Source organism: Thermoanaerobacterium sp. CMT5567-10 (assembly GCF_030534315.2).
GTDB lineage: Bacteria > Bacillota > Thermoanaerobacteria > Thermoanaerobacterales > Thermoanaerobacteraceae > Thermoanaerobacterium.
Window position 1 is genome coordinate 1,820,286 of the sequence record NZ_CP130558.2, and the last position, 22,599, is coordinate 1,842,884.

At 34.8% G+C, this 22,599-nt stretch carries 13 protein-coding genes and 1 riboswitch; of the genes, 12 read left to right on the plus strand and 1 reads right to left on the minus strand.

Features of this window, described 5'->3' with window-relative positions; genetic code table 11:
* Positions 1 to 161: 161 nt before the first annotated feature.
* The 3 genes from Q2T46_RS09380 (at position 162) to serA (ending at position 7,945) form a co-directional block, all read left to right on the plus strand.
* Positions 162 to 4,910, plus strand: a complete 4,749-nt coding sequence (locus tag Q2T46_RS09380; RefSeq protein ID WP_303265696.1) for a S8 family serine peptidase — start codon at positions 162 to 164, stop codon at positions 4,908 to 4,910.
* Between the two features lie 317 nt (positions 4,911 to 5,227).
* Positions 5,228 to 6,313, plus strand: a complete 1,086-nt coding sequence (locus Q2T46_RS09385) for an alanine--glyoxylate aminotransferase family protein (protein ID WP_303265780.1) — start codon at positions 5,228 to 5,230, stop codon at positions 6,311 to 6,313.
* A gap of 30 nt (positions 6,314 to 6,343) precedes the next feature.
* Positions 6,344 to 7,945: a phosphoglycerate dehydrogenase gene (gene serA / locus Q2T46_RS09390; RefSeq protein WP_303265695.1), complete on the plus strand. Its 1,602-nt coding sequence runs from the start codon at positions 6,344 to 6,346 to the stop codon at positions 7,943 to 7,945.
* Positions 7,946 to 8,006: 61 nt separating this feature from the next.
* A riboswitch (cyclic di-GMP riboswitch) is annotated at positions 8,007 to 8,089 on the plus strand.
* 91 nt (positions 8,090 to 8,180) lie between these two features.
* On the opposite strand, the gene Q2T46_RS09395 is transcribed toward serA, so the two are convergent.
* Complete coding sequence (locus Q2T46_RS09395; RefSeq protein WP_303265694.1) at positions 8,181 to 8,999, minus strand: histidinol-phosphatase; 819 nt, start codon at positions 8,997 to 8,999, stop codon at positions 8,181 to 8,183.
* Between the two features lie 1,012 nt (positions 9,000 to 10,011).
* On the opposite strand from Q2T46_RS09395, the gene Q2T46_RS09400 reads away from it, so the two are divergent.
* The 9 genes from Q2T46_RS09400 (at position 10,012) to Q2T46_RS09440 (ending at position 22,561) form a co-directional block, all read left to right on the plus strand.
* Positions 10,012 to 10,242 carry a hypothetical protein gene (locus Q2T46_RS09400; protein WP_303265693.1) on the plus strand — a complete coding sequence of 77 codons (231 nt, stop codon included), beginning with the start codon at positions 10,012 to 10,014 and terminating at the stop codon, positions 10,240 to 10,242.
* Between the two features lie 229 nt (positions 10,243 to 10,471).
* The gene (locus Q2T46_RS09405; RefSeq protein ID WP_303265692.1) at positions 10,472 to 12,070 is read left to right on the plus strand and encodes a CTP synthase; all 1,599 of its coding nucleotides are present in this window, start codon (positions 10,472 to 10,474) and stop codon (positions 12,068 to 12,070) included.
* A gap of 83 nt (positions 12,071 to 12,153) precedes the next feature.
* A complete protein-coding gene (locus Q2T46_RS09410) occupies positions 12,154 to 12,588 on the plus strand; it encodes a type VII toxin-antitoxin system MntA family adenylyltransferase antitoxin (protein ID WP_303265691.1) in 435 nt (144 codons plus the stop codon).
* Positions 12,588 to 13,628, plus strand: a complete 1,041-nt coding sequence (locus Q2T46_RS09415; protein WP_013298994.1) for an acyltransferase — start codon at positions 12,588 to 12,590, stop codon at positions 13,626 to 13,628. Before Q2T46_RS09410 ends, Q2T46_RS09415 begins: the two co-directional genes overlap by 1 nt.
* Positions 13,629 to 13,715: 87 nt before the next feature.
* A complete protein-coding gene (locus Q2T46_RS09420) occupies positions 13,716 to 15,287 on the plus strand; it encodes a DUF4127 family protein (protein ID WP_303265690.1) in 1,572 nt (523 codons plus the stop codon).
* A gap of 14 nt (positions 15,288 to 15,301) precedes the next feature.
* Positions 15,302 to 15,889 (plus strand): S-layer homology domain-containing protein, encoded by a 588-nt coding sequence (locus Q2T46_RS09425; RefSeq protein WP_303265689.1) that lies wholly within the window; start codon positions 15,302 to 15,304, stop codon positions 15,887 to 15,889.
* A gap of 518 nt (positions 15,890 to 16,407) precedes the next feature.
* Entirely contained in the window at positions 16,408 to 18,555 is a 2,148-nt protein-coding gene (locus Q2T46_RS09430; protein WP_303265688.1) for a stalk domain-containing protein, read from the plus strand.
* 139 nt (positions 18,556 to 18,694) lie between these two features.
* The gene (locus Q2T46_RS09435) at positions 18,695 to 22,099 is read left to right on the plus strand and encodes a glycoside hydrolase family 10 protein (RefSeq protein WP_303265779.1); all 3,405 of its coding nucleotides are present in this window, start codon (positions 18,695 to 18,697) and stop codon (positions 22,097 to 22,099) included.
* A 111-nt stretch (positions 22,100 to 22,210) separates the two neighbouring features.
* Positions 22,211 to 22,561: an EamA family transporter gene (locus Q2T46_RS09440; protein WP_303265687.1), complete on the plus strand. Its 351-nt coding sequence runs from the start codon at positions 22,211 to 22,213 to the stop codon at positions 22,559 to 22,561.
* Positions 22,562 to 22,599 lie beyond the last annotated feature (38 nt).

Here is a 22,599-nt window from a genome sequence, read left to right on the forward strand (position 1 = left end):
AAATGGTTAATAAATATTAATATATTTAAAGTTATCTCTTTCAATATCAGTAAAAAAATAAAGTATAATTAAACAGATATCATGGCATATGCCTTGACATATATATTTTAGGGAAAGGAGGATAGTTTTTACAAATAACATATAAAAAGGGGGTTAAGATAATGGGGAAAAAACTTTTAGTACTGGTCATCACGTTTCTCATGATATTTGGGACAATTAGTACAAATGCTAATGCCCAGACATTTAATACAAATCAATATGCAATAAAATTTTTCTCAAATGATAAACAAGAAGTAACTAATTTTATCAATTCTCTAAATGGAATTAGGTTGCCACAAAATGCAAAACAAAATGGTCCATTGACGAATAGTCTATTACCTACTTCACATTCATATAACTTAGTTATTTTATCCGATGGAACAGATTTGACAAGCCAATTAAATAAAATTGGTACATCCAAAAAGATAGGCGACAATATATTCACATTGGATATAAATGAGAATAACCTATCAAAGTTATTGAATGTGACAGGCATCAAAGGCATATCGCTTGATAATATCTATAATGTTGATCCAAAAGAAAAAAATCCAATAAATTATGTAAATAACCTTCCATTTAAACCAGATGTTGAATCAACAGAGGATGATACAAATGCAGATAAATTCTACCAAATGGGATATGATGGGAAAGGTGTAACAATTGCTATAATAGATACTGGCGTAGATCCTATCCATGAGATGCTTCAAAATGCAGATGGAGATATAAAGGTGATCGATTGGCAGGACTTCACTGGAGAGGGAGATGTTTCATTAAATATTGAGACAACAGTTCAATCAGTATATAGTGATGTCTATGGTAGCCCAGCAATTACAATAAAGCCAAATGTAGAAAATAAGGCATACAATGATATTTTAAATGCTTTAAAACTAACTACTATTAATACTGTTAATCAATCTGTATATGGTGAAGTATATAATGAAGTCTACAAAGAAGTATACATCCCAGATACAGGTACATATATTAAGATGCCTGACGTCATTCCTGACGGAGCAAAGGTTTATGTAGGAGAGCTCCATGAAAATATATTTCCTAATGAAATATATTTTGGATATAGACCTGGAGCTAATACAGGTTTTGATTTCAACCGAGATGGTGATAAGACTGACAATTATTATGTCTTAGGTATCGACATCGATGGAAATGGTTCACCCGATATAGTAGCTGTTGACACAAATCAAAACAACAACATTGCTGATGATACACTTCTTATACCATATAAAGATGGAATAGAAAAGCTTAATACACCCTTTGTAGCTTCATTTCCGAATGATCCAAATGTACCAGAAGGTGCGCCACCAGCAAAGATGAATTTTGTCTTAACAGGCATATTCAAAGGAGACAATGGTGGTTACATTGCAAACTTAGGTTTTCCAGGTGGCTCACATGGCACACATGTTGCAGGTATATCTACTGGTAGTGGAAGCTTAAGAGGATTAGCTCCAGGTGCAAAGGTGATGGCATTAAAAGCACTTGGCACGAATGTCGGTGGCGCAACATCAGGCATTATGGCTGCTATGGAGTATGCAGCTAAGAATGGCGCAGATATAGTGAATATGAGCCTTGGATCATCACCAGATATAAACGATGGAACATCACCAGAATCACAGCTTGCAAATGAACTTTCAAAAAAATATCATATAATATTTTCTATATCAGCGGGTAATGAAGGACCTGGGATAAATACAATTGGTGCACCTGGCGACAGTACAGAGGCAATTACCTCTGGCGCATATATTTCACACGATACATGGCTCGAATATGGATATAATGTTCCAGGTGATGGACTTTGGTATTTCTCATCTGTTGGTCCAAGAGAAGATGGTGGATTAAAGCCTACTATCATAACACCTGGTTCTGCTATATCAAGTGTACCGGAATGGGATGTGTGGGCAGGAGGCCAATACAGAGGACCATATGATCTATATCAGGGAACAAGTATGGCAGCACCACAGACATCTGGTTTATCAGCACTTCTATTATCAGCAGCCAGAAAAGACAAACTAATTGAACCTAATGACAGGTTAGATCCAGAACTTGTAAGTGAAGCCTTGATCAAGACGGCTAGACATATCGGCGATTATGCACCTGTCGAAGAAGGTGGTGGACTTCCCGATGTTGTTGCCGCATATGATTATATTAAGAATAAACTTGGTGCTACTAAGGACGACATAGAAGTTGCTACAGATTACAAGGAAAAAATCACAAACACAACAGGTGTATACGTAAGAAACGGCAATATACCTGATACTGTTAATGCATATATCAAAAACGATGGAAGCACTGATATTACCCTTAACATTTCAAATAGTATAGGGTATATATCATTAGATAAATCTACATTAAATATACCAGCGGGTCAGATTGGTAATGTAGTTTTATCAATAGATAAATCAAAATTACAGCCTGGATTAAATAGTGGTGTAATTACACTTGATGATCCAGCTACAAAGTTGATAGATGGTTCGATACCCGTTACAATTGTTGTTCCAACTAACCTTGATAAAGATTCATTGTATTTAAGCGATACAAAAGGAGAAGTACCTGTATCACATTATACAAGGCATTTCTATAGAGTACCTGACGGTGTAAAGAGTTTTAAGATCGATTTGACATCACTTGAAACAGAAAAAGGTGTTGGAAGGATCAGAGCAACACTATTTGATCCAAATGGCATAGAATATAATCCTAACGAAATATTATATACAACACCTGATACGCCAACTGTTACAAGATCGGTATATAATCCACTTCCAGGTGTTTGGGAAGTAAATGTATATGAAAGTTTTGCATCGTCAGTCCCAGTTGCACAGTATGATTTGAAATTCATGCTGACAGGACTTGTTCCAAAACCTGATACTTGGAGTGAATCAGGTGAAGTAGGTACAAATCTTGAAAAGCAGTTTAGTCTTACAAATTTAACTGATGCAGATCAAGATGTGGAATATGTAGGAACAGGTCTGGTTGATTTAAATACACCGCCTGAAGTTACACATCCTGTGATAGATGTTAATAGTGATAATGACACAGATCTTTTTGGACATGGATATATTGAGATTTTTAAAGTAACAAAAGATAATCCTAATTTTGTCTATGAAGTATCTATTAGCGATGACAATCCTGCTGATGACCTTGACTTGTATCTATTTAAGTTAAATGACGATGGTAAGTCGCTATCACAATATGCAATGGACGCAGATGGAGATTCTAATGAAAGTATAAAGCTTAAAGCCTTGCCAGCAGGGACATATATACTTGATGTGAATGCATTTGCAGTGCCATCTGGTAAAGCAACTGTAAATCTTTCAAAGAAAGCACTGTATGCAAGTGATGCTGTTAAAGGGTCAGATATGACTGTAACTGGCAGCGAAACAATAAAGCAAAATGAAACAGGTAATATGAGTGCAAAGATGACTGTACCTGAAACACCGTCAAATTATGCAGGGTTAATTGTGGTAAATGACAAAGATGGTAATATGTTAACGAGGATAAATGTCAGTGTAAATGCATTACCAAAGAGTGTGACACTGAATAATATAGTTTCAGATCATGAAAAAGTAGAATTGAATAAAGGTGATACAGTTCAGCTAAAAATTACCGCAAATTATTCCGATGGAACAACAGTAGATGTCACAAATGATGCGACATACGTTGTAAAAGATTCAAGTATTGCCTCTGTTGATAAAGGCCTAGTAAAAGGCTTAAGCAAAGGTGAAACAGTCCTTGACATAACATATGGCAGTGTTTCAACAACTGTCAATATAAAGGTAAATGAAGTATCACAACCAGGTGGAGGGGGCGGCGGTTCGACACTACCTTCAAGTGGCGGAAGTACAAACCCACCATCAAGTGGTACAGAGGAAATACCAACAACAGGTGATAATACCTCAACAGAAAGCAAAACTGTAAAAGTTCCTATTGACGGTGCTTCCGTTGAAACAGCTGCAAAAGATTTATCAATGACTTTTACTGACGGCACATTCAACAGTGAAGTGACATTAAAAATAACACCATTGAAAGCAGAAGATATAAATAAGACCTCAAATATTAAATTAATAGGAAGTGCCTATGAAATAGATACAAATGGTGTACAACCAAGTAAGCCTGTAAAAGCAGTATTTAAGTATGATGACAAAAACTTAAATGGCATAGATGAGAGATTGATATCTGTATTTACTTATAAAGATGGAAACTGGGAATCTGTAGGTGGAGTAGTTGATGCAACAAATAATACAGTGACTGTAAATCTTACTCATTTTTCAAAATACGCTTTGATGGCAAAAGATATTAATTTCTCTGATACTGCGTTAAATTGGGCCAAGGATGATATTAAAGTACTTGCATCCCGTGACATAATATCAGGATATGAAGATAATACATTTAAGCCAGATAAAGCTGTTACAAGAGCAGAATTCATATCAATGCTTACTAGAGCTCTTGCCATAGATGGGAATAATGCAAATATACCATCTTTTAAAGATGTAAAATCCAGTGACTGGTATTATGGTGCAGTTGAAGCTGCAAAACAAGTCGGATTAACATCAGGTTATGAAGATGGGACATTTAGGCCAAATGCAGAAATATCAAGACAAGAAATGACCGCTATGATAGTTAATGCATTAAGAGTCAATAAAGTAGCTCAGTTTTTACCAACAGGAAATGCGGCAGAACTTAACAAGTTTAGAGACAATGGGAAAGTACAGGATTGGGCGAAGGACTCAATGGCAATAGGTGTTAAGAATGGCCTTATCCAAGGTACTGATTCTGAAACACTGTTGCCTGAAGGGACATCAACAAGGGCCATGGCGGCAGCAATGATTTTGAGGATGCTAAAACAGCTCGGAAAAATATAAATCATACTGATGGCATAGCCTTTAGACCATAAATATCTGTAAAAGCGTAAGATGCGAAACATATTACACTTTTAGCTAAGCCTTATGTAATTCAAATTCATTACATAAGGCTTTTTATCTATCTTTTTAATTTTTAGAAGCTCAATTTATTGAATCTGTTGAAAAAAGAATTATACGAGGTAATATTTTTTGATATATAAGAAAATTCTTATATTAACCATAATGTCTATTTATAGTAGACATATGTTTTTTCCTATTGCATTTTTTTCTTTAATAGTTTATCATATTAAATAAATATTTAAAAAGGTGTGAAGATGATGAGTGACAAAATTCTTATGACTCCGGGGCCTACTATGGTGCCGAAGGAAGTTTTGGATGAGTGTCATCTGCAGCCGTATCACCATAGGACGCCGGAATTTTATGAACTTTTTTCATGTCTTAATTCAAATCTTAAAAAGATATTTAAAACAAATATGGAAGTCATGACGCTAACTTCATCAGGTACAGGCGGCATGGAAGCCGTTGTTGCAAATCTCTTTAAAAGAGGAGATAAAGTACTGATTGCAAGCATCGGACATTTTGGAGAAAGGTTCTATGATATTACAAAGGCGTATGGACTTGATTCAGATATGATCGATTTTGGATGGGGCAATGCAGTCGATCTGAACAAATTAGAAGATGTATTGAAGAAAAATCAATACAAAGCATTGATTGTGACACAAAATGAGACATCAACAGGCGTCACAAACGACATAAAAGCGGTGGCAGATGTAGCAAAGAGGTATAATACGCCAGTCATTGTGGATGCCGTAAGCTCTTTGGGTGGTATACCTCTAGAGATGGATGAATGGGGACTTGATGCGGTTGTAACATGCTCTCAAAAATGCCTTATGTCACCACCGGGCTTAAGCTTTGTAGCTTTAAGCGAAAGGGCATGGCAGATGGCAGAGGAATCTAATCTTCCTAAGTACTATTTTGACCTTAAAAAAGCGAGGAAAGGTGTGCAAAAGGAAAAGCCGGACAATCCGTATACACCTGCAGTTTCCACAATTATGGCCGTAAAGAAGGCTACAGACATGCTTCTTAATATGGGTATGGACACAGTATACAATAATCAGCACTTAATCGGTGAAAGGGTAAGAAAAACCATCAAAGAGATGGGACTTAAACTCTTCCCTGATGAATCAATATCGTCAGATCTTTTGACTGCAGTAAAAGTGCCTGAAGGATATAAAGCAGGAGATATAATAAACTACATGTCAGAACGTGGAATACTTATAACAGGAGGCCAAGCTCACTTGAAGGGCAAGATAATAAGAATCGGGCATATGGGATATGTCACAGATGAAATGCTTAATTTGACATTTGATGCACTAAAAGGTGCACTATCAGATTTATCATAGTTTTAAATAATTTTTTGAGGGGGATTTATTGTGAGGATATTGGTGACGGAGAGAATTGCCGAAAGCGGCATAGAGTACCTTAAAAATCACGCTGATGTTGATTTCAAATTGGATTTGCCGCGAGAGGAGCTTTTAGAAATCATAGGAGACTATGATGCAATCGTCGTAAGAAGTGTAACAAAAGTTGACAAAGAACTTATCTCAAAGGGAAAGAATTTAAAAGTCATAGGAAGAGCTGGCAATGGCGTCGATAATATAGATCTTTTAGCTGCTACAGAAAAGGGCATAATAGTTGTAAATACACCTGAAGGAAATATCATATCAGCCGCGGAACATACGATTGGGCTTATGCTATCTATAGCGAGAAATATACCACAGGCTTACAATGGCGCTTTAAATGGCGATTTCAGGAGAAACAAGTTTAAAGGTGTCGAGCTAAATGGAAAGACAGTAGGCATAATCGGACTTGGTAGGATAGGGTCATTAGTTGCAACAAGGCTTGCAGCATTTGGCATGAAAGTCATTGCTTACGATCCATACATTCCAGATAGCCGCTTCGAAAAGTTCGGTGCAAAAAAAGTTTCATTTGATGAACTCTTAAGTGAATCTGACTTTATCACGATTCATACGCCTAAGACAGAAGAGACAATAGACATAATCAGCTATGAAGAATTTAAAAAGGTCAAAAAAGGCGTCAGGATAGTAAATTGTGCAAGAGGCGGTCTTATAAATGAGGAAGCTCTTTACAATGCAGTCAAAGAAGGGATTGTTGCTGCAGCAGCACTAGACGTATTTAAAGTAGAGCCATCATACGACAGGGAAAAACAGGACTTCCACAATAAGCTTTTAGAGCTTCCAAATGTAGTTGTGACTCCGCATTTAGGTGCTTCAACTATTGAAGCCCAAAATAATGTCGGCATTTCTGTTGCAAAAGAAGTGATAACTGCTTTAAACGGCAAACTGTATGGAAACATAGTAAACCTACCAGATATAAAAGCTGATGAATTTGGAGAATTAAAGCCATATATGAAGCTGTGTGAAGCAATGGGCTCACTTTATTACCAGATAAACGATGTACCTGCAAAGACCGTAGAGATAATATATAGAGGTGAAATATCAAATCTAAACACCGAGGTTGTGACACTTCATGCCTTGAAAGGGCTTTTAAGACCGGCATTGAAAGAAGGCATAAGCATAGTGAATGCAAGGCTTAGAGCAAAGGAAATGGGCATAGAAGTAATAGAAGGCAAAATAGAGGAGATAGATCATTATTCAAGCCTTGTCACAATAAATGTAATTGACACAAAAGGAGAGTCTTATAAGTTTTCAGGGACGACTTATGGAGATGAGATAAGGATTGTAGAATATTTAGGCCATAGAGTTAACTTTGAACCGACTGAGTACATGTTGTTTGTTAGAAACAAAGATATACCTGGTGTAATAGGACACATCGGAAATGTGCTGGGTGATTTCGGCATAAACATATCATCTATGCATGTAAGCCCTAATAAAAATGACGGGACGGCTCTCATGATTGTAAACACAGATAGAGAAATCCCTAATGAGGCTGTAGAGTCATTAAACAAACTAAACAGCATATTGAGGGCAAAGGCAGTAAAAAATTTGATATAAAAATTTTTTCACCAATGCAGGAAAATTATGTTTTATGTCGAATATAATATAAAATAAAATAGATAAAATAGGATTCTATGATGTATAACCTGTATTTGGGCACCTGGGTTATGCGGAGATAGTGGTGCAACCGGCCGTAGTATCTTTATACTGCGGTTTTTTAATTTTTAAATGGGGATAGGGGTTTAAATACGGCAAAAGGATAAGCTTGCGCTTATCCTTTTAGCTTATGTTTTTATATCTTATACGGTATTCTCTTTCTCTTGTCAAAATAATTAAGTGTGTCAATCCCAAAAGATTTCACGTATTCATATGCTTTGTCAAAATCTCTTGCAACATCTTCTGGTGTATGTGCATCAGAGTTTACAACTATAGGTATATCGTATTTTTTAATCATAGACATTATCTCTTTAGATGGATATATCTCTCCTACAGGTTTCCTCCAACCTGCTGTTGAAACTTCTACAGCAATTCCCGTCTTTGCTATATTCTTAATATTTTCTTCTATTTTATCATAAACCATCATTGTTGGTCTGTACTTAAATATTTTAACCAAATCGATATGGCCTATGAAGTCAAAAATACCTGTTTCAGCCATCTTTTCAATCATATTAAAATACTCTAAATACACAGAATCCACATCACATGACTCCCAAATATCAAGACATTCATCAAGATCTATACCCCAGTCACCTATCCAGTGTATAGAGCCTATCACATAATCCCAAGGATAAGGCTTTAAGAAATCCATAAGCTCTTTTTCTTTACCTGGTATATAGTCTGCTTCTATACCTAATTTTACAGGAAGCCCCATGGCCTTTGCCTCATTTATAAGCGATACATATTCATCGATGTCTTGCCCACTGTAGTCTTTGACCCATTTACCTCTAAAACCGTCGCTTCCAAATGCGTCGTATCCTTTATCAAATCTGTATCCATGCTCTGATATACCTATCTCTGTAAGGCCTTTTTTTTGCGCATTATCTACGAATTTTTTAAGCCAATCAATCGTGTACGGTCCTCTTTCTATGTGTACGTGATAATCTGATGGCATATATTTTCCCCCTTTACATTGATAAACTAATTATAATATCAAAACAAAAACATTGCAATAACTGAAGAAAACGTATGATATAATAAAGATAGCCTCCAAGAAGGGAGGTGAAACAATGACCACTGGCGGCAAAAGGCGGAGAGAAAACCGCCAAATAGACTGGTACAAAATCACGGAAATACTGCTTAAGTTATTAGAGATAATAATTAAGTGGTACACGAAGTGATATGTACATAGTCGAGAAAAAGGTGAGGGCAGCAGCCTCACCTTTTTCTATAAACAATGACCACTGGTTTTAAATTTGTCTACATATATTATACCATATTATTTTATTTTTCAAACATTTTTCAGTAAAAACATTGCAATAACTGAAGAAAACGTATGATATAATAGTATTAGCCTCCAAGAAAGGAGGTGAACATTGTGACCATTGGTGGCAAAAGAAGGCGGAAAAGAAGCCGCCAAATAGACTGGTACAAAGTCATGGAAATACTGCTTAAATTATTAGAGATAATAATTAAGTGGTACACAAAGTGATATGTACATAGTCGAGAAAAAGGTGAGGGTAGCGTCCTCACCTTTTTCTTTGCATTGTGACCACAGGTGGCAAATTTGTCTATATATATTATACCACATTATTTTATTTTTCAAACATTTTTTAGTAAAAACATTGCAATAACAGGTAAAAACGTATGATATAATAGTATTAGCCTCCAAGAAAGGAGGTGACAAAGTGTCCACAGGCAGCAAAAGGCGGAGAGAAAACCGCCAAATAGACTGGTACAAGGTCACAGAAATACTGCTTAAGTTATTAGAGATAATAATTAAGTGGTACACGAAGTGATATGTACATAGTCGAGAAAAAGGTGAGGGTACCGTCCTCACCTTTTTCTTTGCAAAGTGTCCACAGGTTTTAAATTTGTCTATATATATTATACCATATTATTTTATTTTTCAAACATGATATAATATAAATGATGTAATAAAATTTTATCTAATTGAGGTGAAGCAGATGCAAAGCAAAAAAATTGAAGATTTAACATATGAGATGCTAAAGTGTATGCCAGATAACGAGAAAGTGGAGGTTTATGATTTTGTTAAGTCTTTAATAAATAGGAGAGAACAAAAATTAGATAAGGTGCTAAAGATATTAGACAATACTAAGAGAAAATTAAACGAACTTGGATATAATGAAGAGAATATAGATGAGTTAATACATGAGGTTAGGGAAAGCAATGATTAATTTACTCCCCCCCCTTTACATTCAAAAAAATCTCATATATAATAAAAAAGTATTTATTTTTTTGGGGTGTTTTGAATGAGTCATTATCGAAGAAAATTTAAAAAGCCATCAAAAAATTAAAGGGATAAGAGTCTCTATTTTTAAGAAATAGAGATTTTTTTAATGCCTTTCACTTAATTAAACGCATTTTGTGTTCGATATAAGATAAAATAAAAGATGAGGTGAGACGATGTCGAAGTATATATTTGTAACGGGCGGTGTTGTGTCATCCTTAGGGAAAGGAATAACAGCAGCGTCATTAGGAAGACTGTTAAAAAGCCGCGGAATTAGTGTGGCGGTGATAAAATGCGATCCGTATATAAACATAGATCCGGGGACAATGAGTCCATACCAGCACGGCGAAGTATTTGTTACAGAAGACGGTGCAGAGACGGACTTAGATCTTGGCCATTATGAAAGATTTATAGACATAAACCTTACAAAAAGCAGCAATATAACGACAGGAAAGGTGTACTGGTCAGTAATATCAAAGGAGAGGAAAGGCGATTATTTAGGAGCTACAGTTCAGGTAATACCACACATTACAAATGAGATAAAAGACAGGATAAGGCGAGTAGGAAAAGAACAGAATGTGGATTGCGTCATTGTGGAGATAGGAGGCACTGTAGGAGACATAGAAAGCCTGCCGTTTTTGGAAGCAATAAGACAAATAAGCGTTGAAGAAGGTAAAGACAATGTCATGTTTATACACGTGACTCTTGTGCCACATCTCGGCAAGACCGGTGAGCTTAAGACAAAGCCGACGCAGCACAGCGTAAAAGAATTGAGATCTATTGGCATACAGCCTGACATGATCGTCTGCAGGACAGAATTTCCTCTGACAGAAGATATAAAAGAAAAAATAGGCATGTTTTGCAATGTAAAACCAGATGCCGTCATCGAAAATATCGATGTAGACTCCATCTATGAAGTCCCATTGGAGCTTGACAGGCAAAAAGTAGATGAATACGTCATAAATAGGCTTAATCTGCCAGCAGGTGAGCCTGATCTTAAAGAATGGAGAGCATTTGTTGAAAAAGAGAAAAATCTAAAAAGAGAAGTAGAGATAGCTTTAGTCGGTAAATACGTTGAGCTGCACGACGCGTATATAAGCGTTGTAGAATCATTGAGACATGCCGGTATATACAACGACGCCAATGTCAAGATAAGGTGGGTAAACTCTGAAAATGTAAATGACGATACGGTTGATGAGCTTTTAAGAGGTGCAAAAGGCATCCTTGTGCCCGGCGGATTTGGCGATAGAGGTGTAGAAGGAAAAATAAGGGCTGCCCAGTATGCCAGGGAAAACAAGATACCGTACTTAGGGCTTTGCTTAGGAATGCAGTGTGCAGTAATAGAATTTGCCAGAAATGTAGCAGGACTTAAAAACGCCCACTCTACAGAGTTTAACGGCGCTACGCCATACCCTGTCATAGACCTTATGCCTGAGCAGAAGGATATAGACGAGAAGGGTGGCACAATGAGGCTTGGCGTATACCCTTGCAAGTTAAAGGAAGGCACAAAGGCTTATGAAGCGTACAAAGACGAGCTTGTATATGAACGCCACAGACATAGGTACGAGTTTAACAACGAATATAGGGAGCTTCTAACATCAAAAGGGCTTATACTGTCAGGTTTGTCGCCAGATGATAGACTTGTAGAAATAATAGAAGTAAAAGACCATCCATACTTTGTGGCATCACAATTCCATCCAGAGTTTAAATCGAGGCCATTAAGACCGCACCCATTATTCAGGGATTTTATAGCCGCAGCATTATCGATGAAATAAAAGGATCCGCTTTCGGGTCCTTTTTTTGATTTGCACCTTTTTTGTGATATAATGACAATGAAAATTAGTAAACGGTGATAGTTATGAGAAATTTAACAAATATAAAAAAACAGATTGATTTACTTGTAGATTATGTAAAAGAAAATCATAATATATTAGCTTTGTATATCTTTGGATCGTATGGTACGGAATATCAAAATGAAAATAGTGACATTGATTTTGCCGTTTTATATGAACGTATGCCAAGCCTTAATGATGAGCTTTCATTAGAAGTAAAATTTTCGGAAATATTAGGCACAGATGATATAGATTTAATAAACCTCAACAAAGCATCCCTTGAGTTTAAACATAAAGTAATCTATACAGGAGATCTATTGTATTGCAGAGATTATTTAAAATTAGCTGATTTTAAAGAAAATGTTTTTAAGTTTTACGGCGATTATGGAATAACAATGAAATTTTTTTACGACGATTATTTGAAAGGACTGAATGAGATAAAAATCAAGGAGAGAGATTAATGACAAAATCACGGATAGACGAGATTGATGTATTGAAAGGTATATCCATTATAGCGGTACTTATCATACATACGACAGGCATTGCTGTATCTGATCTCGACAAATCATCTTTATCTTATATCGTATTTGCTGTGCTAAATAGGTTTTCACAGTTTGCTGTCCCAGCATTTATATTTGCGTCATCTATGCTTCTTATGTACAATTATAGCGATGGGGATAATTGGAAATTATTTTACAAGAAACGGTTTAAAAACGTATTATTGCCATATATTGTTTGGACAATGATATATGGCATTTACTTGTATGTAATATATAATGAGCCTTTGAAATCTATATTGACAGTAGAAAATCTCTTCTTTGGAGGTATGTTCTACCATCTGTATTTTATAGTCATAATAGTACAACTGTACGTTTTGTTTCCTGTACTGCTTTATATATACAAGCTTATAAACAAAAACAGATACACAATTTTAATGTCTATTGTAATATTTCAGATAGCAGATATATTTTTGTTTAAATATGTCATAAGTAGATATTACCAAAATTCTAGCCTTCTTTTTATAACATATATATCATTCATAATTGCAGGTATGTATATTGGTGAAAATATGCGTGAGTGGGGAAAATATTACGATAAAAAATTGCTTAATTTGTTTTTTGCCGTAATTGTATTTGGCTATCTTTTTGTTGATATATCACTTAAGGCATTTGCAAATAAACAGATAGATTCTAATCTGTACAATATTTATTATTATGCATTTACGCTTTTAGCATCATTATTCTTTTTTGCGCTGTCAACGAAAATATTGAATTACCATGCTTTAAGCGGTTTATTGGCAAGCACAGGTAAGCTTTCGTTTGGTATATATCTGTCCCATCCGCTCTTTTTAGATGTGCTAAACCACTTTTTAAATACAGGCAATCAATATCTATACGATATTTATATATTGTTTATATTTATTATGATCTATGCAATATCGTATTTCTTTGCGAAGTTTCTTAAAAAGCACAAATTTGCGACTGTTGTCATAGGCAAATGATGCTATGATATTGGATGTTAAATAAAAGTTGTTGAAATTTATTTTTTGTGACATTATAATGTTAGGTAAAAATAGGTAGGGATTTGCGTGTTGAAAAAGATAATTGCAATTTTTCTCATCTTTAGCACTTTGCTTTTGTCATCTGGTTGTAACTATATTAGAAAGAGTTTTGCTTTGGATGATAATATAATATTTGTTCCATTGGACAGTAGACCTGTAAATACACAAAATGTTTCAATACTCACAAAAATGTGGGGCAAAAACTTGATTTTGCCGCCTAAAAATGTGCTTGATGATTATACGAAGCCAGGTAATCATGAGGCACTTAAAAAATGGCTTAATGAGGAAGCCTCTAAAGATAATGTCTATGCGATAGTCATATCGGTGCAGCAGTACATAAATGGCGGACTTATAGCATCAAGAGATACCAAATATTACGCAGACTACCAAAAAAAGCTTAGAGATCTATATGAATTTATTAAAAAAAATAAGAAGAAAAATCTAATCGTGTTTTCCGTAGTGCCAAGGCTTAAACCCACACAATTCAGTGATCCAGAATATCTAAAATACAGCCAGCAGATTGTGGAGTTTTCAGAGTTACAAGATATGATTGACCTGTACCACAGGAAAAGCGATGAGATCAAGCTAGAGCAGATAGAAAAAAGCATACCTAAAAGTCTTGTAGATAATTATGACACTCTTTTTAGGCTGAATACTGATATAAACCAAAAGCTTATAGATTGGACAAAAGATGGGTACATAAACACATTAGTCATTGGCAATGATGATACATCCCAGTACAGCATGACAAACATGACATCACGAAGGTTGAGCCAATATCTAAAAAGTCGTGGCGCAATGGATAAAGTGTTTATACTTCATGGTGCAGACGAAATTGGGATGGAGATAATATCAAGGCTTGCAAACGAGTACTGCAAGCAGAAGCCTTCTTTTCGAGTCATATACGATGTAAAAAATCCTGAAAATATCATACTGCCATATGAAGGTGCAGACCTTAAAAAAATTGTTGAGGAAAAAATTAATTTTATAGGAGGAAAAACGGATAGCAATGGCGAATTAATACTATACATACATACAAATAAAAATTTAGGAATAAAAAGCGACATAGATAAATATAAAAATATAGGACAAAATTTCGGGATAGCTGATGTGGCGTATACAAATATGGCGGATTCAAATGTTGTTGATGCTGTGCTTAAAGATGATCCGATTGATATAATGTATGCAGGGTGGAATACTCCCAGCAATGCCTTAGGCACAGTTATATCTGAGATGCCTATTAAAGAGATACTTGATAAGAAGCTTGTACCTTACGACAAAAGAGATGAAGCTGTAAAAAGCTTTGTGTCTTTTTCCTTCATACGCATGGCTGATGACTATGGGTATCAGGCAGTAGTTAGAAATGAGATGTATAAGTGGGCTGAAGCAAATAGCATAAATAAAGACTATATAAATGTAGAATCATCAAATAATGAATTGTCAACTAAAATGAAGCCAATATTAGACATGCTGTCAATGAAATACAAAGGCAAAATGATATTGGGAAAGAAAATAAAAAAAGTTGAAGCTAATGTTGCGTATCCGTGGGACAGGATGTTTGAGGTAGAAGTCATCCCTCGTGTTGAACTAGGTAGTTAAGGAGGATGAAAAATGTGAAGTTTTTAAAAAATTTTCTTTTATCAATGATTATCGCTTCTATATTAATAAATATTTGCTTTGCAGATGCTTTATACGCTGCCTCTTTTTCAGACGTCAAGCAAGATGCACCGTATGCAGAAGCTGTCAATTATCTGGCAGATCTCAATATAACACAAGGCGTCGGCAATGGTCTATTTGGAGTTGGTCAACCAGTCACAAGAGCCATGATGACGGTATTCATAAATAGACTTACGGGATACAGCAGCGCTGCCCAAAAGTTAAAGACAACCCCATCAACTTTCAAAGATGTACCAAAAAATTATTGGGCATTGGGAGACATAAATTTAGCTGCAAAGCTTGGATTTACACATGGAGTAGCTAATAATCTGTTTAACCCTGAAGGAAAAGTCACTTATTTACAAGCTTTAGGCTTTATATTGAATGCTCTTAATTATAAGAATTTAAAATGGCCTGATGGTGTCTTGCAAAAAGCAGATGAGCTTGGTCTTACAAATGATATGCCTTATAAACCTGATGATGTTATAACAAGGGAGAATTTAGCTGTCATAATGTATAGAGCTCTTTTTTTGAAGGTGCAATAGAAAATCATCTACACTAATGTAAAATTATGAATGGATAAATGTAGTAACGAAGCTAATGTTAAGCGAATATTACAGTTTTATTACAAATTGGTAACACTTATTGACCTATAGAGAATGACCTGTTATAATAAACTTGTGGTTATATCAGGAAGATAGCTTTACAAGTTGAACCTTGACAAACGGCTTATCAGGTAGATGAGTCTATATTGGTCTACTGCTACTAACAAAAAACACAAATGTTAACCAGGAGTAGATCATAACCTCCTAGGTAACTTATTATAATCAGCTTTAGCATGATGATAATAGGTGACTACAGGAGAAGCCTTTTGGATAAAGAGGCTTTTTCCGTAGTCACCTGTAAGTTGACTACAGGATAGGCACAATATAGCGAATAAAAGGTTATCCTTACATAATAGGAACCGGGAAGGGGAGTGATGTTCTGCAAGATAAGGCAGGCAGGCCAAGAATATGTTTAAGTTTTTTCAAAAACACACTTATATAAATAGGAGGTATAGTAAATGTTAAAAGGCAGAAAGTTAGTAGCAGTATTGCTCACATTCGTAATGGTAATGGCATCAATGGTTACTGGCTTTGCTTTCACCTATGTAGGTGGAGCAAATACTTCAACATCATCGTCTAATACGGGTCTTAACAAAGGAACTACAACTCCAAGTTGGGATTATCAAGTAAAATTTGTAAATGATACAGTAACACCAGGTTCTACAACTACATTGGAGATTAAAGTTGTAGACAATCAAGGCAATATAGTAAAGGATGCTACATTTTTAAAATCTCTAGCTGATACAATGACATTAACATCTGATGAGAATACATTGGTATTCAGCAATGTAGGTGGTACTCAGGCTTTAACTCAAGTTACAACATCAAATGCCGTTTATAATGCTGTTTATACTACTGATACTTATAAAATTGGTTTAGATCCTAATTCAACAGGTTCTTTGGCAGTTGTATCCACAAGTGGATGGAGCACAACTGTACCAAGCTTTTATGTAGCTAAATATGGTAAGGTTCAATTAATAGGTGCTACATTAATTAATGGAAAAAAAGTTGATTATTCATTAGCACAGTTATATTTCAATGGCTTAACACCATCTGTAAGCTTTGCAAGTGGGGATAGTGCACCATTGGAATCATATCCAGAAACAGCTACGATAACAGCATCAAATGCTGATTATACACAACCTGCTAATGCTGAATTGTTTGAAAATGGTAATTTAATTGCTACATTTACATTAACACCAAATTCAAATGCAACAGGGTATAATTCAGAAGTTCTTCCACCTATGTCTGCATCAAACAAATATACATTAAGAGTATATGGCCCTGCAAGATACTATAATTATTATACAGGTCAAACGGCAACATATTTTGCTTCGGGTTCAATTGAATTAAAACCACAAGCAGCTAAATCAACACTTGTAAAACCGACTGACAATGCTTTAGCAGCTGGTATAAATGATACAGTAACTTTTACACTTGATGATAAATTGCCGAATGGCAATACACAATCAGTAAATAGCAATTTGAAAGTAGATCTTGCAAAGTATGTAAGATTTACAGTGTTAAAATCAGATAATTCGACATCAGATACAGTCAATAAAGATACTAATAACAATGGTTATATTGATACAGATCATAATATTCAAACTGGTGTATGGTATGCTGTAACTGATGATGGATTGAAACTTGCTGGTTCAAGCAATGGTGCTATAAGTGGAACTTATGATAAAACAACTGGAAAGATAACTGTTACTGTTAATATTCCTAAAGATGATTATCTAAAAGTTGAAGCAGCATATACAGATTATGTTGGTAATAAGTATGAGGATAAGTTTGACTTCAATGGCGATGGAGTAATCGGTGCCGACGATAAAACTTTAAAGGATTTAGGATATGAAAAGACATTTGTAGTTGCAGATTTACAAGCAAAATTAGGCACAATAACGGCTGATAAGACAGCATTAAATGCTGATGACTATCAGAACGTTACATTCTCAGTATATGATGTACACAAAAATCCAATAAGCGATACAACATTGACATTTAATTCACCTGTTGTATTCTTAGGTGGTACTGGTTCAACAGCATCAAATGTAACTAATACAGTAAAAACTGATTCAAATGGTAAAGTTACTGCTACATTGTACTCAGCATTCCCAGCTTCAATAACTGTTAGTGATTCAGGTGTTACAAATGATCTGACATTAACAGTTGGTAATGCTACACCAGCAACAGTAGTATTTACACCAGGTTCAACAACATACACAGTAAATGGTGTTGACAAGACAGCTGATGCTGCTCCATACATTACATCAACAGGTCGTACAGTAGTACCAGCTAGATTCCTTGCAGATGCACTTGGTGCAGAAAGCTATTTTGCATACAGTGCAGATGGACATTCAGTTGTAACATTTGTAAAAGGTACAACGGTTGTTAAGTTTGTACTTGGTACAAACCAAGTTACAATAACAAAGAACGGCGTAACTGTTACTGATACAATGGATGTTCAAGCAACAGTAAATGACCAGAATGGCAAACCAGTAGGAAGAACATATATCCCAGCTAGATATCTAGCAGAAGCTTTAGGATATACAGTTAACTACGATGCAACAACAGGTACTGTTACAGTAACAAACGCTCAATAAAAAATTAAGAAAAATTCCGGTATCGTATGATACCGGAATTTTTTTAACTTAAAGATTATCAAAAGTTGTCGAATAATATAAAAACCTAAAATATATTATACAAAAATAACAACAAAGGATGTGATTTTTTTTGAAGCAAATGAGAAGATTATTATCACTTTTTCTTTCTGTATCAATTATTTTAGGTTTTAGTATTAGCAATATATTAGCAGATACTGCTTTGACGATAGCGGCAACCGACACAAATACACCATCAGTAAATGATACAAATGCATCTATGAATGATGTATATCTTCCTGAGAAATATTTTAAGATTGACGATATGGTAGTGCCAATAGATGATGTAAATGTAGAGAGACAAGAAGGTACAGTTGTAGCATATACACCGTCATACGGCAAATACACAAAGACTAATAAGTGGGGGTTGGAGATAACGGTTGTAGATAATGTCATAACAAAACTCACTAAGCCTGATTATATAACTCCAAATAATTCATATATACCGGAGAATGGATTAGTCATATCGATACATTATTCAAACCCTGTTTTTAATAAGCTCCTTGAGAGTATAAATGAAGGTGACAAAATAGAGGTTGTCTTAGATAATTTCGATACTACTACGGTTTGGAAGACAAAATATTACGCGTTAAATCCTAGCATTAGAGGTTATGACCAACTTGTTGTATATGACAGGTCATATGGTAGTAGAACAGAGACTAACGGTTATGGATATGAAGTTATTGTAGGTGAAGATGGGAAAATCATTTCTGCAGGTGGTAATGACTCTGAGATACCATATGGAGGTTATGTCATATCAGGACATGGGAAAGGCGCAGAATGGCTTAAGAAATATGCATATCTGGGGTCCACCGTCACGATAGACAAGACAAATAAAGAGATAATAATTAAGCATTCTAACGTGTCATACATAGATGAAGTAGAGTACAAGCTCAGTATGCTTGAAGACAATCTTGCAAATGCCAAGAAAGAGTTTAAGAATATTTCCTATGATGATATACAGTCGATAATAGATAATGGGAAGATAAAGCTCGACAATGCAAAGAATTACTTAAACAAAGGATCATACAAAGATGCAGAAGATATGTTAAAATCACTTGAAGATGACATCAACAAAGCCGCATATATGTTCTTTCCATCAGAGAAAGTAGAGAGTCGAGCTATATGGATAAGGCCAAAAGAGAAAAATCTTGATGAAGTTGTGAGAAATCTGGATATGTTGAAAAGTATAAACATAAATACTATATATCTTGATACATTTTGGTCTGGATATACCATATATCCTACAAGCAGTAAATATACAAGTCAGAATCCTATATATGGCGGTTTTGATGTACTTGACGCATATATAAAAGAAGCCCATAAAAGAGGTATGGCTGTATATGCTTGGACAGAAAATTTCTTAATAGGGACATCTGATATCTTTAATGGTGGACCTATAAAAAAAGAAAAGCCTGAATGGCTAATGGTAAGTCGCAAAGGCTATAATTACACATTAGATAAATATGGGATAAAATATTACTATCTTAATCCTATAATACCCGATGCAAGGGATTTTCTGTTAGATCTATACAAAGAGATAGCATCAAAATACGATATCGATGGCATACAGTTTGACTACATGAGATATCCAAACTCAAATGATTATTCTAATGATTTCGGATATGATGATTATACAAGAAATCTTTTTAAACAATATGCGGGAGTTGATCCGAGATATCTGAATGTCGATGGTGAAATGTGGCGGTTATGGAATTATTTCAGGATGAATATAATTAATTCATTTGCCTATAGCGCTATATCGGAGCTTAAAATGATAAAGCCAGAGCTAAAAATAGCTGCAGATGTATGGCCAAATTATGATACCGCTCCATCAGATATTTTTCAGGATTCTAAAGATTGGGTAGTTAAAAACTACATCAATACGTTGAACCCAATGTCATATTATACTACGGTTACACCAGTTGCTATGGATTTGAGAAATACAATGAATTTCGCAAATGGTCATTCTAATATAGTACTTGCGATTGGTACCAATGTTGGTACGGATAAAGTGACCCTACTTAATCAGATAGAATCATTGAGAAATAACGGTGCCAGCGGTATAGGCCTTTTTGAATACGAATCACTTTTAAAAAATGGTTATGATACAGCACTCAAATCAAGCATATTCAGCATCCCAGCAGTTATCCCTGATAAAGATCCAGCTGAATCGGTAAAAGCAATATTAAGTGAAATAACGTCAAATATTGATGGTGTGTATGTGAAACTTGGCGGAATGACAAAAGGCCAGGCAGATTTATATAAAAATATGATGAACAGCATTGCGGATTCTGCGATCTCACCGATGACAATAGATAATGCCAAGGGGATTATGAGTGATATTGAGAGCACTATCAATAAAATATATTTGGAAAAAGGTATTAGTATTAACATCATATCCCAAATGGCTAATGAGTTGAATAGATGCAAAAGTATTCTTAATAGTTTTATAGCTGATCAGAGTTTTAAAGCAAATCATGTGATAGATGATATTAAGGTGGAAATACCATCTATGGATTTGAAAATTGGTAATATAGTTCCTATAAAAGTGGAGGCTTCTTATAGTGATAATAAACTTGACTGTATTTATCTTGACCCATCTCAATACGATATATCATCAGATAATGCTTCTATAGCACAAGCTACAAAAGGTGGTGTAAAAATAAATGGGCTTGGAAAAGCGAATATATCAGTTAATATAAAGGAAGGTCTGAATATAAAAGAAGGCATTAACACAAAGTTTAATTTTATTATTGATACAAATTCACTAGATCAAGTAGCTACAGCTTTAAATGGCAGGTTAAGAGCAGTAAATCTTGATGGCAATGGCGTATTGCTAGATTGGAGCGGTAGTACTGTAAATCCGAATATAGCAGGTTATATTGTCGAAAGAAATGGCGAAGAGATAGCAAGGGTCAACAATACGAGCTATAAAGATATGACATGCGCACCTGGAGAATCTTATACTTACAAAATAGAAGCATTTGATACATCTGGTGGAATATTGGATACAAGCAATATGATAAGTGTCACGACAAAATCTAATGATAGTAAAAACAATTATATTTATCTAAGCGGCACTGCTAGTGCATATGGGAATATTGCACTATATAGAGTAGATGAGGCGAAATCATTAGATGTAATAAAAAATGCGGAAAGTGATGTTGTGATTAATTTTAATAGCAATGAGAATACACGTCTAAAAGAGATTATCATACCTGTGTCAGTCATAAATGAATTAAAGATGGCTCAAAGAAATTTGGTTATTAATACAGACGATTTGAAGATCACAATCTTAAAAGATTTGTTAAATATTGATAACGTGAATGGGTATATATCGATTAAAATTACTAATAAAGGTACATCACAAAAGATAAATAATTTGACACCTATTTCAAATATATACGATATAGAAGTGACGAAAAATGGACAGAAGGTAAGTATCCCTATGTCTGTAGCTTTAGTGACAAATGGTACGACATAAATTTTTTGACTTACATGCATTTTTTTACAATATTGATGCATGTAAGTCTTTTTTTATTATTATATGATATAATATTAATATATGTTGAACATTGATATGATGGAGGGCATCATGGTAACTATTTTGATCATAATAAGCGTTATATTAAGCGCATCGGCACAGATCCTTTTAAAATATGGCGTAAAAAATATAAGCATAACAGGTAGCGTTTTTCATATATTGGTACAATATATCAATATATATGTATTATTGGGGATAATGAGCTATATTGGGAGTATGATTATATGGCTATATGTACTTACAAAAGTGGATGTAGGTTATGCTTATTCATTTACGAGCCTCGGATTTGTCTTAGTGATGCTTTTTAGTATAATCTTATTCGGTGAGAATATAAATACTTTTAAGATAGCAGGGACACTTTTTATAGCATTAGGAATAATACTTATTGCAAGAGGAAAATAGATTTTGAATACGCTTAATTAAAGGATTAGTAATAGATG